Here is a 15,988-nt window from a genome sequence, read left to right as displayed (position 1 = left end):
GCGATGCGGCGTGCATACAACAGTGCGTTCAGCCGTTGCCGGCCAGTGTGGCTTGAACCTGCGGCGCTGGAGTTTCGCCGCGCGGCGCGGGTGTCACGCTCAGTTCGAAGCGGGTGTTGCGTTGCGCGATTGTGTTCCAGTCGCGCGCGGCGGTGCCGAGTGCCGCCTCCGGATAAGCTTCGGCTCCCGGGCGGCCGGTGATCACCAGCGTCACGCCCGGCGGCAGCTGGGTGCGCAGGTTACCGATCTCACGCACGTATTGTTCAAGCGTGCGCTCGGGCAGGTAGACCTTGCTGGCCAGCACGCAATCGCCCAGCTTGGCGCCATCGGCGGGCATCTGCGCTTGCGACTGGCCGGGGTTGATCAGGCAGAAATCGCCGATCGCGACGCGCACTTCCACCACCCCCTTGAACCCCTTCGTCGCCAGCCGCCCAAGCAGCTCATTGAGCCGCATCACCGCGCGTCGGTCGATGCTGTCGGGGTGATAGTTGAGCGCGCCGCCCTGATTGAACGCCCACACCAGATCCTGCAAGTAGTTGTCAGTCGTGGGCGCGGCGTCGACAGCGGCGGGAATCGGCTGAGGCCGCGCAGCGACTTGCTGGGCCAGTTGCGCCGCCACTCGCTTGCCCAGCGCGTCCTGCCCCTGCTGCAGCGATTCGAGTGTGAGATGCAGGCTCACAAGGCCAAGGGCTAGCGCCGCCAGCGCACCAGCGGCAGCCAGTCGTGGCAGCAGCGCCGAGCGCGGAGCCGGCGGCAGCGTCGGGCTCGGGGGCTCATGCCTTGCGGCGAGCTCGATGCCGTGGATTTCTTTCTTCAGATCCTGCCGCAGGCCGTGGATTTCGCGCACCAGCCGCGCGGTCATCGTGCGCTGGCTGTCTTCCTGCAGCAATTCAAGCTTGCGCAAACGCATTTCCAGCGCGCGCGCCTGCTCAAGGCTTGCCGGATGCGGCGCGCGGCGGCGTTCGACGATGGCCGGCGCGGGCGCCGTGTCATGAGTGGCAGCTTGCGGTGCTGCGGGCTGCGCCGGCGCATCGGCCAGCGGCTCGATGTGGATCATGCGCAGCACGCGGGTGAGGTCGGTCGCGCTGATCGTGTCTTTCGATACCACGTCCAGCGCACCGAGCGCGCGCGCCTGGCCGGTGTAAACATCGCCGCCCTGCGAGGTGTACATGATCACCGGGATGGTCGCCGTTTCCGGGTGCGACTTGATGATCTGCAGGGCGCGAAAGCCGTCCATGCCCGGCATCAGGTGATCCATGAAGATCACGTCGGGGGTATTCACTTCGAGGAAGCGCAGCGCCGCTTCGCCGGAGTCCACCGCGTTGATGTCGAGGTCGTAGGGCCGCAGCATCCGCTTGAGGCGGTATTGCGCGGTACTGGAATCGTCGACGATCAGCGCGTGTTTTCGGGTCATGGCGTGGCATCCGGGGGCATGCCGCAGCACACGCCGGGGTGGCGCGCAATGCATCTGGCATGCGCCGGATTATGCCACCGCCATTGCCCTGACGGGCAATGGTTTCAAGGACTTGCTACTGCTTGAAGAACTCGAAACGCTGGCCGCGGAACTGCAGCACGGCGCTGCGCGGCTTGATACGCTCGACCAGCACTTCTCCGGCCAGCTTTTCGCCTTCGTGCAGCAGCTGGCCATTGACCATCAGCATGCGGTCGGCGGGATTGTCCGAATACACCGTTCCCTCGAAGCGCATCGGCGGCAAGGCGCTGCGGATGTCGGCCGGCAACTGGTTCAGCGTTGGCGCAGCGCGCTCGTCGGCAGGCTCGGCGGGCGGAGCCGTGGGCGCCGCAGGTTTCCGGCTGGCGGGCTTGGGCGGCGGTACGATCTGCGGCGGCACGATGATCCGTGGCGCGGTGCCGGCCTGAGCAAGCGGCGCCGGCGCGATCGGTGCGAGCACGGGTGGTGCGACCTCTGGCGGAGCAAGCACCGGCGGCGCCTCGGCGACAGGCGGTGCCACGGCGACCGGCGCCGCCTCAGCCGGCAGCGGCGCGGGGGCGTTGGGCGCCACCGGGCCCGGCGCTCGTGCCGCCATCGGCGCCTGAGCCCCGGGTGGTGCCGGGTTACGTAGCAGGAGCCAAGCGACCGCCGCCCCCGCCACCACCACCACAGCAGCTGCCGCAGACCAGATCAGCGCACGGTTGGCCGGTGCATCGAAGGCTTCGGGCTCGGGCGGGGCGAGCGTCATGTCGTGCAGGTTTGGCGTCTGGTCTTTGACCCGTTCGCTTTCGGCACGTCGCAAGGCGTCAAGAATGTAGGACATGGTCAGCGTTCGAGCTTGAGGCGCGGTTCGGCAACGCCGGTGAGCGGGTTCAGGTGCATCAGGGTGACCGGGCCAGCCTTGCCATCGGGCTTGAGCCCCTGCACCAGCTGGAAGGCCGCAATCGCGTTGCGCAGGCTGCTGTCCTGCGGTTGCCCGGCCAATTGTGGCGCCTGTTGCGCCAGCAGGGTCAGCCGCGCCGCCACGTCGTCGGCGGCCGGGCCGGGTTCAACATCGAAGGCGCCGGGCTTGAAGCCGGGTGGCGCGCGCCACAGGGTGGCGAACTCGCCACGCCAGAGGGGCGCCAGCGAGGCCAGCGCGACCGTGTGCTCGCCACCGTTAAAGGCACGCAGCGTTGCTGTCTGGCTGCTGAGCCCGATCAGCATCGCGCGCGTGCTGTTGCCCTGGCCGTCGTGCAGGGTCAGCAGGCCCGGGCGGCCAAGCTGCCGGATCATGCTCAGATTGCTCGCGGTATCGCGAAAGCAGTGCAAGCCGGCACGCAAGGCGGCCCGGCAGGGCTCGGCATCGCTCAGCACGAGGCCCCAGACCGCCCCCAGTTGCCGCCACGCGGTGGCCTCGTCCGGATCAGTGCCGAAGCGGGCTTGCAAATCCTCGGCGCGCAACCACACCGATACCGGCCGGATATCCGAGGCCGGCTTTACGATAGCCGCCTGCTCCGGCCGTGGCGGTGCGGGCCTGAGCGCCGGCGAGGGGGCGAGCGGCTTGGCGCTGGCCGCTTCCGGCGGCTTGCGTTGCGCATCACGCGCAGACCATCCCGCCCATACCGCAGCACCAAGGGCCAGCACGATGCCGATACCCGCGGCCCAAGGGCGCCAGCGCGGTTTGCGCTGCGGTGCGGCGGCGTCCAGCGCCTCAATCGCCGCCTTGTCGACAATGCGCTGGCTGATGTGGGGTTTGCCTTCGGCGTAAGCACCCAGCATGGCCCGGTCGCACAGCAGGTTGATGCGGCGCGCCACACCACGCGAATGGAACATCACCCGCCGCAGGGCCTCGCGATCAAACGGCAGCGGCCCGCGCAGGCCGGCCACCTTGAGGCGATGGCGGATGTACTGCCGCACATCGGTGGCGGATAGCGCCTTGAGGTGGTAGCGCGCGATCACCCGTTGCGCCAACTGCTCCAGCCCCGGCGCCGCGAGCATGCTGCGCAGCTCGGGCTGGCCGACCAGCACGATCTGCAACAGCTTGCGCTCGTTGGTTTCAAGATTGGTCAGCAGGCGCAGTTGTTCCAGCACATCGGGCGAGAGGTTCTGCGCCTCGTCGATCACCAGCACATTGGTTTGCCCGACCGCGTGCGTGCGCAGCAGGTAGAGGTTGAGCGCATCGACATGATCCTTGATCGTCGGGCCGGTCAGCGCGCGCGGAATGTGGAACTCGTCGCACACCGTCTGCAGCAGTTCTGCGACGGTGAGCTTGGGGTTGAAGATGTACGCCACGTTGCAGCGCGGCGGCACCTGGTCAAGCATGCAGCGGCAGATCGTGGTCTTGCCGGCGCCCACTTCGCCGGTCAGCAGCACGAAGCCGCCGCCGCCCTTCAGCCCGTAGAGCAGATGGGCGAGCGCCTCGCGGTGGCGATCGCTCATGTACAGGTAGCGCGGATCCGGGGCGATCGAGAAAGGCGCGCGCTTGAGGCCAAAGTAGCGCGCGTAGAGCGGCAGGCCGTCGGTCGCGGCCTCAGCCTCTGCCTCGGCCAAGGGCGCCAGGGCAGGTGCTCCGCTCACGCTGCTCGCCCCGCGCTGCGGACAGGTTGCGCAGCGGGCGGCAGAGGCGTGCTGCGAACATGGCTGATGGCCAACATGACAAGGGATGCCTGAATTGATCGAGCCTGAAGTGTAGCCTGCCTTGTGATCCGGTCTGCGGGCAGCCCGCCCGATTCGCGCAAGCACGGCCGCTGCGGCGTGGCCCTTTGCGCCAGCCTTGCGGCTGCGCCCTGGCCCCTGCGCCACACCGCTGGCGGAAATGCTGGGCCGCGGGGGCTGGGGCCGCTATGATGCCGCTCCTCTTCGAAGTGCATCCCCATGATTTTCGTAAAGAATGTAACGCTGCGTCGCGGCATCAAGGTCGTGCTCGACAGCGCGTCGATCACCTTCACGCCGGGCGAGAAGGTCGGTCTCGTGGGCCGCAACGGGGCCGGCAAGTCCTCGTTCTTCGCGCTGCTCAACGGCAGCATCCATGAAGACAGTGGCGAGTTCTCGATTCCCGCGCAGTGGAAGATGGCGCAGGTGGCGCAGGACATGCCCGAAACCGAGCAGAGCGCGACCGACTTCGTGATCGAAGGCGATACCGTGCTGCTCGCCGCGCAGGCCGAAGTGGCCGCCGCCGAGGCGAGCGACGATGGCATGCGCATGGCGCACGCCTACATGGATCTGCACGACGCGGGCGCGCACGATGCCGCCGCGCGTGCGCAGGCGCTGATCCTCGGCCTGGGCTTTTCCGCCGCCGAACTGAACAACCCGGTCAACAGTTTTTCAGGCGGCTGGCGGATGCGCCTGCAGCTGGCGCGCGCACTGATGTGCCCCTCAGACCTGCTGCTGCTCGACGAACCGACCAACCACCTCGACCTCGACGCACTCGTGTGGCTGGAAGCCTGGCTCAAGCGCTACACCGGCACGATGGTGGTGATCAGCCACGACCGCGAGTTCCTCGACGCGGTAACGCAGGTGACGGTGCACGTTGATAACGCGAAGCTGATCCGCTACGGCGGCAACTACAGCAAGTTCGAGGACATGCGCGCCGAACAGCTGGTGCTGCAACAGGCCGCGATGGCCAAGCAGGCCGACAAGATCGCGCACCTGCAGAAGTTCATCGACCGCTTCAAGGCCAAGGCCAGCAAGGCCAAGCAGGCGCAAAGCCGGGTCAAGGCGCTCGAACGGATGGAGAAGATCGCGCCGGTGCTGGCCGACGCCGAGTTCAACTTCGAGTTCAAGGAGCCGCTCAACGTCCCCAACCCGATGCTGTCGATGCTCGATGCGAGCTTCGGCTACCCACCACCGGAAGACGCGCCCGCCGGCACGCCGCCAACGGTGATCGTGCGCAACATCAACCGATCCGTCCTCGCCGGGCAGCGCATAGGCATCCTCGGTGCAAACGGGCAGGGCAAGTCGACGCTGGTGAAAACCGTGGCGCACGCGCTCACGCCGATCGCCGGCGAGATCAGCGAAGGCAAGGGCCTGAACATCGGCTACTTCGCACAGCAGGAACTGGACGTGCTGGATCCGGCCGCTTCACCGCTGCTGCACATGACCCGCCTCGCCAAGGACACCCCGGTGCACCTGCGCGGGCCGGGCCAGAGCGGCACCGAGCAATCGCTGCGTACCTTCCTGGGCACCTTCAACTTCAGTGGCGACATGGTGCATCAGGCCGTCGGCACGATGAGCGGGGGCGAGAAGGCGCGGCTGGTGCTGTGCATGATCGTGTGGCAGCGCCCGAACCTGTTGCTGCTCGATGAGCCGACCAACCACCTCGACCTCGCCACCCGCGAGGCGCTGGGCGTAGCGCTCAACGAATTCGAAGGCACCGTGATGCTGGTGAGCCACGACCGCGCCCTGTTGCGCGCGGTGTGCGACGAGTTCTGGCTGGTCACCAAGGGCGGCGTGGAGCCCTTCGATGGCGACCTGGACGACTACCAGCAGTTCCTGCTTGATGAAGCGCGCCGGGTGCGCGAAGCCGCCGCGGCGTCGGCCAAGCGGAGTGCTGCGGCAACGCCACGGCCTTGAGCCGGCAAGGGCCCTGCGCAACGCACGGCCCTGCCTGCAAAGATTGTTTGCCCACAACAGGCGCGGCCCCGGCATGCGCCTATACTGAAATCACCTCTGACGCTCACGCCCCGACGCTCTTGCCGCTGCCGATCCAGCTCAGTCGCTAGTCCCAACCCGACGATCAAGGAGCTGCACCATGAAGGCACAGAAAAGCAACAAGGAACAGAAGAAACAGCCGCTGCTCAACCCCAAGGAAAAGCGCGCTGCCAAGCAGCTGAAGAAGGATCTTCGTTTTGCGCCGGCGCCGTTCATCGTGCCCGGCTCCAAGGATCACTGAGGCCCACTGATCCGGGCTTCCCCTGCGCCCCGGCGGGGGGAAGCGCTTGGCGCGGTGTCCGGCGCAGGCCGGCCCGAGCCGTTCAATCAGGTTTCAAAACGCGACACCACGGTATTGAGCTGGGCCGCAATGCGCTCCAGTTCAAGCGTGGCTTGCGCGGTTTCGGCCATGCCGACACTGGTTGATTCGACCATCCGCGCCACCTGCTCGACCTGCCCGGCCAGCACGGTGCTGACGTTGCTCTGTTCGCGCGTGGCGACGGCCACTTCGGCGATCCGGCCGCTCGCCTGCTCCGCATCGCCAACAATCGAACGCAGCAGCGTGGCCGAGCGCCCGACGGCGGCAACGCCCTGCACCGCCTGATCCGAGGCGGTCGTCATCACCTCGACCGCGCCGTGGGTTTCGGTCTGGATGGCTTCGACCATGCGCTTGATCTCAACCGTTGCATGGGCGGTGCGTTCGGCAAGCTTGCGCACTTCATCCGCCACCACCGCGAAGCCGCGCCCCTGTTCGCCCGCACGCGCTGCCTCGATCGCCGCATTGAGGGCGAGCAGATTGGTTTGCGACGCGATGTCGTTGATCGAGGCCGCCACCGTGCCCACCTCGTCGGCCCGCGTGCTCAGGCTTGCAATGCGCTTGACGGCATCGGCAACCGTGTTCGAGAGCTGCTGCATTTCGTCAGTCGCCGCCTCGACCTCGCCCTGCCCCTGCCGCGCCTGCGCAGCGGCGTCGTTGGCATGGTGCTCGGTTTCCAGCGCAGTATCGGAGATATGGCCCACGCTCACCGTCAGCTCTTCCATCGCCGCCGCCATGGCCTGCGTCGAATCCGACTGCTGATGCGCCGACGCGGCTACGGCATTGGATGTCGTGCTGATCTGGTGGGATGCCGCCCCCAGGCGCTCGGCATCCGCCGCCAGCACGGCAATCGTTTCACGCAGCCGCGCGATCAGGCCGCCCAGTTCGCTGAGCAGGCTGCCCGCCGCGCTGCCCGAAAGCTGCACCCGCAGATCGCCCGCTGCCACCTTGCGCATGGCGCCCACGGCATCAGCCGGTTCACCGCCGATCTGCTGCAGGACCGAACGGGCAATGAAGGCAATCAGCGCAAAGACGATGGCGGCCAGCACCAGCACCACGCCCAGGTTGACCGCCAGATCGGTACGGAAGGCACTTTCGATGTCGTCCACATACAGGCCGGTGCCGATCGCCCAGCCCCATTCAGGCACACCCAGCACATATGAAATCTTGCGCAGCGGCTCGGTACCACCGGCGCGCGGGAAGTAGTAGTCAACGAAGCCGCCCTTGCCCTGCGCGGCCTTGGTGATGGCTTCGATGAAGCGGTAACCCTTCTTGTCCACCTCATCAATGCGCGGCGTGCCTTCCCACTCCGGGCGCGGCGGCAGAAGCACGTTCTTGCCATCAAAGCTGTAGATGAAGAAGTATTCCTTCTCGCGGAAGCGCACCTTGCGCAGCGCTTCGCGTGCCGCCGCCTGCGCGGCTGCACGATCGAGCTTGCCGTCCTTTTCGAGCTGCACATGGTGGGCGATCGTGCCTTGGGCCGATTCCACCACCGCCTGGATCAGCGCCTGGCGCTGTTCGAAGCCGCTGCTGCGCTGCGCCATCGCCCCCCACATGCCGATCGCGAACATGCCCAGCAGGGCAGCCACCCCAAGCACCACCATCCGCGTCTTGAGTTTCGTGTTCGCCAGCATCGCCGCACCCCCTCGAGTTCGAGCCTGAGGCGTGTTGTAACGGCAGGGTGGCGATGAAACTGAAGGCACCTGGCTGGATGCGCGATCTCCGGCAACGATCACGCAGGTGCGCTGGCCGATCGGAAGAAGGGCATGCGCGAACGACTGCAAGAGGTGGCTGCCGCCGGTTTCAGGACGAATCGGCCGCCAGCGCCTCACGCGCGGGCGCTGCAACGCGTGGTGGCAAAGAGACGACGGTGCCGCTGATCCACACGCAGACGCACGCGCGCGAACTCACGCTCGAACGACCCGGCAGGAAGGCTTACAGCGCGGCGAGCTTCGACGCCCAAGCGGGGCTGATCCGGCTCAAGCCGCAATCCATGAGCTGGGTGCGCTTCACCCAGGTTGGCGCAAATGCAAACAGCCCCGCAACGGGGCTGTCTTGCGTCCACCGCGCAGGTGGGTGTCAGGGCCAGGGCGCCGGCAGGTGCCGCGGCACCCTGCCGGCGGTGCGGCTTACTTCGCGCCCTGCCAGACGGCGCTCTTGCCGTCGCCGGCCAGCTTGCACTCAACCTTGACCCCGGCGACTTCCGCCTTGGTGCCAACCGCGACGAAGGCACTGGTGTCTCCGTTGTAGCACTGCGGCGCGGGCTTGGGCGCTTCGGCCGGCTTGGCTGCAGGGGCTGGTGCCGGTGCCGGTTTTGCGGCGGGGGCCGGTTCGGGCGTCGTCGCGCAGGCGGCAAGCGTCAGGGTCAGCAGGGCAGCAAAGGTGATACGCATGGCAGTACTCCGGTTCGGATGGGGTTTCAACGTGAACGCGGATAGTGACAAAGCCATGTTTCGGTTTTGTAACAGTCATGTGACTCAATGGGCCGGGGCCGGCCGTAGCGTGTCGGTCTGCCGTATGGCAGCCGCCTCGCGCAGCGCTTCGCGCTGCTTCTCTGCCTCGATGCGATCACGTTCCTCGGGTGAGCCCGCAACGGAATGGATCCGCAACACATCCTCACGCGCCGCCTGTCGATCGCGTTCAAGCGAACGGTTCTGGTCGCGAATGCTGTTCTGGATGCGCGCCCAGTCTTCCCGTGTGTAGCGGGTGTCTTCGCGCGGGCAGGATCGCGCGCGACGCACCTCGTCAAGCATGAAGGCGCGCGCCTTGTCATCGAGCCCGTTGCTGCTTGCCTGGGTTTCCAGGTTGGCGATGTCGCGCTCGCTTGGGCAGTACTTCTCGGCCTGGGGCCCGGCAGCGGCACGCCCCCCCTCGTCGCCGGCGGTCCCTGCATCCTGCTTGGCCAGACTGGCGCCGCGGGTCGGCGGGGCCAGCTTCAAGGCTTGCTCGCGCTGTTCCGGGCCGCTGCAGGGCGTACCGGAGTAGGTGAGCTTGCCCTGCGCGTCAGCGCATTTGTAGACGGCGGCCGAAGCCGGCGCCCCCAGCAGCAGGGCGCTGGCCGCAATCAGTGCGGTGCGGAAGGGGTGTGCGTGCGGCATGGGGCACCTCGTTGGCGGGTCTTCGTGAAGGCGCGGCGCGCCCGAATGCCCCAAGAACGCGGCGTCCCTGAAGAAAGATGACACCGGCGCCACGGCACCGCGGGACGACAGGCTGGCGCGAAATGACATGGTCGCCCGCGCGCCGGCATGCGATAGTCGGCGCCTTCGGAATGTCGAAGGAGCGCAGTTCATGAGTCGAATCCATCGCGTCAGCCAGGCCCTTGTGACCGCGGCGGCACTGGCCTTCTGCAGCCTTGCCGGCGCGGCCACCCTGAGCGGCAGCGCCAGCTACCGTGAGCGGATTGCCTTGCCGCCGGGCGCCGTGTTCGAGGCAACGCTCGAAGATGTCTCACGCGCCGACGCGCCGTCCACCGTGCTGGGGCGCGCGAAAATCGACCCGGCCGGCGCACCGCCCTTCCGCTTTTCGATCGACTACGACGAGGCCGCCGTGGTGCCCGGGCACCGCTACACCGTGCGCGCCACCGTGCGCCACGAGGGCAAGCTGCTGTTCACCACCGACCGGCATTACCCGGTTCTGGACGGCAAACCCGCCACGCCGCTCGAACTGCTGCTGCGCAAGGTTGGCGGCGGCGCAGTGCCAAAGCCTGCCGCGGGGATCGCGGGCCTGCCGGCCTCCTTCGAAGGCACGCTGCCCTGCGCCGACTGCGAAGGCACCCGGTGGCACCTCGATCTGCTGGCCGACCAGAGCTACCGCTTGCGCATCGAGTATCTGGGCAAGGCCGATGCCAAGCCCTTCGATCAGATCGGCAAATGGACCTACCGCGGCAAGCCCGCGGTGCTGCGTCTGAACAGCGGGAGCAGCGATGTCGAACTGTTCACGCTGACCGCCGATGGCGCGCTGACCAAGCTCGATCGGCAGGGCAAACCGATCGCCTCGACCCTCAACTACACGCTCAAGCGCCTGCCCGCCTACACCCCGTTCGAACCCCGCCTGGTGCTGACCGGCATGTACCGCTACCTTGCCGATGCCGGCGTGATCGAGCTTTGCAGCACCGGACAGACCCTGCCGGTGGCGACCGAGGGCGACAACGCGGCGCTCGAACGCGCCTACAGCGCCGCCCGGCGCGAACCCGGCACGGCCTATCTGGTGAGCATCGAAGGTCGCATCGCCGAGCGCGCGCCGATGGAAGGCAGCGGCACGCGCAGCACCGTGGTGGTGGATCGCTTCATCGAGCTCATGCCCGGCCGTTGTGCCGCCGCGCCCGACCCGGCTGCGCCGGCAACCCTCAAGGACACCTACTGGAAGCTCGAACTGCTCGGCGACACGCCGGTCCAGGTCGCCGACAAGCAACGTGAGGCGCATCTGGTAATGCATGGCGAGCCATCGCGGGTGGCAGGCAGCGGCGGCTGCAACCGCCTGATGGGTGGCTATGTGGTGAAGGGCAATACGCTGCGTTTCGACAAGCTCGCCAGCACCATGATGGCCTGCGCCGGCGGCATGGAGCAGGAGCTCCGCTTCATGGCCGCGCTCAACAAGGTCACCGCCTGGCGCATCGAGGGCCAGCAACTGAGCCTGCTGGACGCCGATGGCAAGCCGCTGGCCCGCCTGCGCGCGGTGGCGCTGCGCTGAACACTGCAGCCGCGCCGGGTGCGAGCCCCGCGCGGCTGCGTAACAGCAGATTGCAGCGGATTCGGATTTGCCGGGCGCCGGGTTAGACTCCCGCGATGCCCGTGTCACCTCAACAGCGAGCCCAGCGCTTGCTTCGCATCGCTTTTGCCGTTTCTCTGCTGGTTCACGCCGCGGTGCTGATGATTCCGATGGCGGAAAAGCCGCAGAAAGCGCCGCCGGGCCGCCTCAGTACCCGCCTTGCGCCGAAACCGCAGCCCTTGCCCGCGCCCGAGCCGGTCGAGCAAGTGGCACAGACCCCGCCGGCCGCCGACAAGCCGGTGGAACGTCGGCGCCGGGTGCTCACCCGCGATGCCGGCACGGCACCGGCGTCGGTGGTGCAGCCGCCCAAGTTCACGGAAGCCCAGAAGCGGGAAATGGACGAGTTCCTCAGCTCGATCGACAAGGAACAACGCGCCCAGCCCAGCCTGGCGCAACGCTCGCTGGCGATGGCGCGGCAGATCGGGCGCGAGACCGCGGCCGAGGCGCAGGACGACGATGCGGTGTCGGTTGAGCGCATTCCCGACAGCCCGGACATCGACCCCTTCAGCCTTGAGATGTACCTCGATTCGCTGGTCACGAAGCTCAACTACAGCGCCCAGCATGTCGAGCGGCAGCCGCGCCAGGCCGGCTACAAGAAGGCCGCAGTGCAGTTGCGGCTCAACCCCAACGGCACGATCCGCAGTTTCGAGATCCTCAACGCGGGCGACCAGTTCGACCAGATCGCCTTCATCAAGCGTCTGGTCGAGCGCGCGGCGCCTTACTCCCCCTTCCCGCCTGACATCGTGCGCTCGGCCAAGTCGATGGCGATCCTGATCTGCATCGTCCCGTCCTACGGGAGCGGCGGCGGCATGGGCTTCACCCGCAATTCAGACGGCCGCGGTTGCTGACTCAGGGCGGCGTGAGCTTGCGGCCACTCGCGAGGCGGTCGACCATCGCGCGCAGGGTTGCGATCTGCACCCCTTGCTTGTCGGCGAAGTGCTCGCCGCTGTAGCCCCACCAGTCCCAGCAGCCGTTCGGGTTCTTGAAGGGCACCGAAACCGCCTGCGGGTAGAGCACGGCGATGCCGTTGGCGTCGGCCCAGCGGTTGTAGCCGGCGTGCTCGACGAAGGTGGTGCCGTAGTAAGTGCCGCCGCCGGGCAAGCCGTGCAGCGGCAGATAGGTCTGCCCCTGGCGGCAGCCGTGCAGCGCAATGTGCAGGCGGCAGGCCTCACCCTTGGCGCAGCGCTCGGGCAGGTAGAGCCAGGCTGTGCTGTCGAGCCCGTTGGCCCAACTGTAGCGGCTGCTTGCCGGAATGTAGGCGCGCTGGTTGAACTTGATCAGCTTGCCCGGTTTCTGCGCAGGCGCGGGCGCGGCGAGCGGCCCGTAGATCCAGGTAAGGATCGCCTTGGCGGCATCGTAGTTGCAGCGGTTGAGGTAGGGCTCCTGGGTGATCGCACAGGCCGCGCCGTAGTCGGTGGTGGGCATGGTGTGGCCGGCATCGGCGAGCCCGACCGCGCTGAGCTGGTCCGCCGGCATGCCGAGCGCTGCGTAGTAGGCACCCAACTGCGCCACCACCGGCGCCGGTACGGTCCGGTCCTTGCCGCCGGCCAGACTGAGCACACGGTGCTGCGCCACGCCGGCCGGATCGTCGATCCACTTGTTCGCGGCGAACTTGCGCGTGGCCGCCACCAGAGCCGGCACTTTTGCGCTGTCGGGCGAAACACTGCAGAGCGAATGGGTCGGGTCGAGCGTGCAGGAGCACGCGGTCGTTGCCGTGATCGCACTGCCCTGAGAGCAGTAGTACGGCCCCGCCGCCACCACGCCGGCGCCCTTGATGATCGACGAGTGCGCCACCTGAAGCTGCACCGCCATGAAACCGCCCGAGGAAATGCCGGACACCGAGGTCTCGCGGATGTCGATATTCAGCGCGGGCAGCGCAGCCAGGGTATCGGCCGCCATGGCGCGCTGCGGCAAGGCCAGCAGCAACAAGGCCAGGCCGATGATGACGGGGTGTCTTTGAATACGCATGGCGAGCCATCCTTTCGTTCGAGTGGCGAAATGCTGCAATGCACTATCCAGCTTAGTCCGTGAGGCGCAGAACTCAATCGCCATGCGGCAAAAGTGCGCGCCAGGCCCGCCGCCGGCCCCGAATCGATTACCCTTGAGTTTTGAAAGGCCTGCAATGAATCCGATTCACGACACCGACGTCCTGCTGCTGCTCGCCGTGGCCCTTGCTTCCAAACGCAAACCCGCCACGCTCGACGAACTGATCACCGCGCTCTCGCTCACCGACAAGCGCCTGCCGCCCAAGGTGAAGCTGCACGACGCCTTCACCCGCCTGTCGGCCAACGGCCTGATGATCGAGCAGGATGGCGGCTACACGCTTACCGAAGCGGCGCAGACGGTGCTGGCGCTGGGCCGCAAGAACTATGAGCACGAAGAGCGGGTGTTCCGCGTGAAGGAGCGCCTCGCCGAGTTCGAGGCGCCCGCCGGCAAGCATCCGGTGATCCAGCTTGCCGCCGACGCGCTGGGCGCAGCCATCAGCGCCTACGAAGCGAGCTTGCCACCGCTGACCAAGACCGAAAAAGCCGAGCTCAAGCGCGAGCAGGCCGGCGCACCGCGTCGCCCGCCTGCGGCCAGTCGCGGCCCCGGCGGACGCCCGCGCTCGCGCGGCTGAAAACCACGGGCGCGCCGCCGCGTCAGTGCGCCGGGCGCCCTGCCTCGCCCGGCGGCAGCGGCCCCGCGGCAAGGCCAAAGCGGGGCCAAGTGAGTAAGATTGCGAAAAGCTCCGGGAACCTGCGTGTGGCCCTTTTCCTTGAACGCTTCGCTGGCCTGATCAGGCGCTGCACTGCGCTGCTGATCGTCGCGCTTGCGGGGCAGGTGTGGGCCGCCGAACTGGCGCTGGTCAGCGGCAATGGCTACGCGCCCTACGCGGAAGAATCCGCGCCCGGCGGCGGCACCGCGACCCAGCGGGTGCGCGAAGCCTTCAAGCAGATCGGCATGGCGCCGCGTATCGACTGGTTACCTTGGGCACGCGGCTACCGCCTGACGCTGGCCGGCGAATATGCGGCAACCTTTCCCTACACCCGCACGCCAGAGCGCGAGCGCGATTTCCTGTATTCCGACCCGATTCACCGGCTGCCGCACTTCCTCTTCGGCCGGCCGGACGACTCGCGGGTGGACGAAGGCGTCGACGCGCTGTGGCGCGGCACGCTGTGCCTGCCGCATGCCTGGGCGGGCCCGCCACAGATCGAGGCGCTGATCCAGGGAAAACGCATTGCGCCGGAACGGCCCGAACGCCTGAGCGCCTGCATCCGCATGGTGCTGCTGGGGCGCGCGGACCTCGTGGTGGCCACGCCGGAACTGCTGAGTGCCGCGCTGCGCGAAGCCCAGCTGGCGCCGGACACCCTGCGGCGTGGCAAAGGTACGTTGGGGGAACTGAGCCTGCACCTGATCGCGCCGCGCAATCAGCCGGGGGCAGAGGCATTGATCCGCCGCTTCAACCAGGCCCTGGCCAAGCTGCCGCCGCAGTAGGGCCGCCCGCCTCAAGGCTGGTGCAGGTGCCGCCTTGCCACACGCACGCCGGCCCACACCGCCACGGCGGCAACAGGAATCGCCAGCCCGGTCACCACTTCGGGATTCAGATGCACGCCGGCGGCCTTGAGCGCCTTGCTGGCATAGCCCACCAGCCCGACGGCGTAGTAGGTCAGCACGCCCACCGAGAGCCCTTCCACCGTTTGCTGCAGGCGCAACTGCATCGCCGCGCGGGTATCCATGCTGGCCAGCAGGACGCGGTTCTGTTCCTCGTGCTGCACTTCCACCCGTGTGCGCAGCAAGGCGGTAGTGCGCTGGATGCGGGCGGTGATGCGGTCTTGCCGGCCCACCACGGTGTCGCAGGTTTCCATCGCCGGCGCGAGGCGGTGCTCCATGAATTCATGGAAGGGTTGCAGGCCCGGCAGGCGGCGTTCGCGCAGCTCGGCAATGCGTCGTTCGACCAGGCTGTAGTAGGCGCGCGAGGCCGAGAGCCGATACTGGCTCTGCGCCACCAGGTTTTCCACCGCACTGGCCTGCGCGGCCAGCTCGTGCAGCAACTCGCCGGCATCGTGCTCGGGTTTGTCCATCCGCTCGGTGATGTGGCGCAGGGCGTTGCTCAGCGCATCGAGCCGGGGCATCTGCTGCTTGGCTTCGGGCAGCGAGAGCAGGGCGAGCATCCGGTAAGTCTCGATTTCGAACAGGCGCTGCAACATGCGCCCGGTTTGCAGCGGGCCCATGCCGCGATCGACCACCGCAAAGCGCGAGAAGCCGCTGGCGATGCGCGGATCGGCGTGCAGGCGCAGATCGGTGTAGGCGCAGCCATGCGCGCCGGCGATCTCGGCGCCGATCAGGTCGTTGCCGGCGAACCAGCGTTCCGAGATGCCGCGCGCGGAATTGTCCACCGGGTCATCGCGCAGCAGCACCGCATGCAAGGCCACCAGCAACTGGCCGGGCAGGCTGTGCAGCCAGTCGGCCGGGATGCGGTCGAGCGCGGTGCGCGAAAAGTCGGGCTCGTCTTCGGCCGGTTCGATGAAGGTGTAGCGCACGAACTCGGTGTGCAGCGACCAGCGGATCATCAGATCACCCGCGATGCCGGTGTAGTAGGCGCGCGAGGTATCCGGCGCCGGTGCGCCCATCCGCCGCGCAAGGCGCGCCACTGCATCGAGCTGGCCGCTGCTGTCGCGTTCAAAGAACAGGGTGAGGGAACTGAGGCGGGCCGGCGCACTGATTGGCGCGGGCGGGCGGGCATGCGCTTCGTCGTTGAGCACTTCACGCATCGGGTGCGGCGTCAGCAACTGGGTCATGGCGTTTACTCGGGCGGGTTGGGCGGCGGAATCAGCGGCGAGCGG

14 protein-coding genes are annotated in these 15,988 nt (G+C 67.7%); 6 read left to right on the top strand and 8 right to left on the bottom strand.

Features of this window, described 5'->3' with window-relative positions; genetic code table 11:
- Positions 1–28 precede the first annotated feature (28 nt).
- The 3 genes from OPU71_RS09235 to OPU71_RS09225 all read right to left on the bottom strand — a co-directional run bounded on the left by OPU71_RS09235 (position 29) and on the right by OPU71_RS09225 (position 4,009).
- Entirely contained in the window at positions 29–1,414 is a 1,386-nt protein-coding gene (locus OPU71_RS09235) for a response regulator (RefSeq protein ID WP_267727602.1), read from the bottom strand.
- Between the two features lie 115 nt (positions 1,415–1,529).
- Complete coding sequence (locus tag OPU71_RS09230) at positions 1,530–2,273, bottom strand: general secretion pathway protein GspB (protein WP_267727600.1); 744 nt, start codon at positions 2,271–2,273, stop codon at positions 1,530–1,532.
- Positions 2,274–2,275: 2 nt separating this feature from the next.
- Entirely contained in the window at positions 2,276–4,009 is a 1,734-nt protein-coding gene (locus OPU71_RS09225) for an AAA family ATPase (protein ID WP_267727598.1), read from the bottom strand.
- Between the two features lie 297 nt (positions 4,010–4,306).
- Between OPU71_RS09225 and OPU71_RS09220 the strand changes: the two genes are divergently transcribed.
- Both OPU71_RS09220 and OPU71_RS09215 read left to right on the top strand, forming a co-directional pair.
- Positions 4,307–6,004: an ABC-F family ATP-binding cassette domain-containing protein gene (locus OPU71_RS09220; RefSeq protein WP_267727596.1), complete on the top strand. Its 1,698-nt coding sequence runs from the start codon at positions 4,307–4,309 to the stop codon at positions 6,002–6,004.
- A 178-nt stretch (positions 6,005–6,182) separates the two neighbouring features.
- On the top strand, positions 6,183–6,323 hold the full coding sequence (locus tag OPU71_RS09215) for a hypothetical protein (protein WP_267727594.1): 141 nt from the start codon (positions 6,183–6,185) through the stop codon (positions 6,321–6,323).
- Between the two features lie 86 nt (positions 6,324–6,409).
- Here the strand turns inward: OPU71_RS09215 and OPU71_RS09210 are convergent, their stop codons facing one another.
- From OPU71_RS09210 to OPU71_RS09200, 3 genes are all read right to left on the bottom strand, one after another.
- Positions 6,410–8,032: a methyl-accepting chemotaxis protein gene (locus OPU71_RS09210; RefSeq protein WP_267727592.1), complete on the bottom strand. Its 1,623-nt coding sequence runs from the start codon at positions 8,030–8,032 to the stop codon at positions 6,410–6,412.
- Between the two features lie 495 nt (positions 8,033–8,527).
- Complete coding sequence (locus tag OPU71_RS09205) at positions 8,528–8,791, bottom strand: hypothetical protein (RefSeq protein WP_267727590.1); 264 nt, start codon at positions 8,789–8,791, stop codon at positions 8,528–8,530.
- An 84-nt stretch (positions 8,792–8,875) separates the two neighbouring features.
- Complete coding sequence (locus tag OPU71_RS09200) at positions 8,876–9,496, bottom strand: DUF4124 domain-containing protein (protein ID WP_267727588.1); 621 nt, start codon at positions 9,494–9,496, stop codon at positions 8,876–8,878.
- A 190-nt stretch (positions 9,497–9,686) separates the two neighbouring features.
- Between OPU71_RS09200 and OPU71_RS09195 the strand changes: the two genes are divergently transcribed.
- Positions 9,687–11,087 (top strand): YbaY family lipoprotein, encoded by a 1,401-nt coding sequence (locus OPU71_RS09195; RefSeq protein ID WP_267727586.1) that lies wholly within the window; start codon positions 9,687–9,689, stop codon positions 11,085–11,087.
- A gap of 128 nt (positions 11,088–11,215) precedes the next feature.
- Entirely contained in the window at positions 11,216–12,013 is a 798-nt protein-coding gene (locus OPU71_RS09190; protein WP_267727584.1) for a hypothetical protein, read from the top strand.
- Between the two features lies 1 nt (position 12,014).
- On the opposite strand, the gene OPU71_RS09185 is transcribed toward OPU71_RS09190, so the two are convergent.
- Positions 12,015–13,133 carry a poly(3-hydroxybutyrate) depolymerase gene (locus OPU71_RS09185; RefSeq protein WP_267727582.1) on the bottom strand — a complete coding sequence of 373 codons (1,119 nt, stop codon included), beginning with the start codon at positions 13,131–13,133 and terminating at the stop codon, positions 12,015–12,017.
- Between the two features lie 154 nt (positions 13,134–13,287).
- On the opposite strand from OPU71_RS09185, the gene OPU71_RS09180 reads away from it, so the two are divergent.
- Both OPU71_RS09180 and OPU71_RS09175 read left to right on the top strand, forming a co-directional pair.
- On the top strand, positions 13,288–13,782 hold the full coding sequence (locus tag OPU71_RS09180; protein ID WP_267727580.1) for a hypothetical protein: 495 nt from the start codon (positions 13,288–13,290) through the stop codon (positions 13,780–13,782).
- Between the two features lie 125 nt (positions 13,783–13,907).
- Positions 13,908–14,639 carry a substrate-binding periplasmic protein gene (locus tag OPU71_RS09175; protein WP_267727577.1) on the top strand — a complete coding sequence of 244 codons (732 nt, stop codon included), beginning with the start codon at positions 13,908–13,910 and terminating at the stop codon, positions 14,637–14,639.
- Between the two features lie 11 nt (positions 14,640–14,650).
- Here the strand turns inward: OPU71_RS09175 and OPU71_RS09170 are convergent, their stop codons facing one another.
- The gene (locus OPU71_RS09170; protein WP_267727576.1) at positions 14,651–15,943 is read right to left on the bottom strand and encodes a DUF3422 family protein; all 1,293 of its coding nucleotides are present in this window, start codon (positions 15,941–15,943) and stop codon (positions 14,651–14,653) included.
- Between the last annotated feature and the right edge of the window lie 45 nt (positions 15,944–15,988).

Origin of the sequence: Niveibacterium sp. 24ML (assembly GCF_026586805.1) — a bacterium.
Classification (GTDB): domain Bacteria; phylum Pseudomonadota; class Gammaproteobacteria; order Burkholderiales; family Rhodocyclaceae; genus Niveibacterium.
This window is presented reverse-complemented; position numbering and strand designations above follow the sequence as displayed.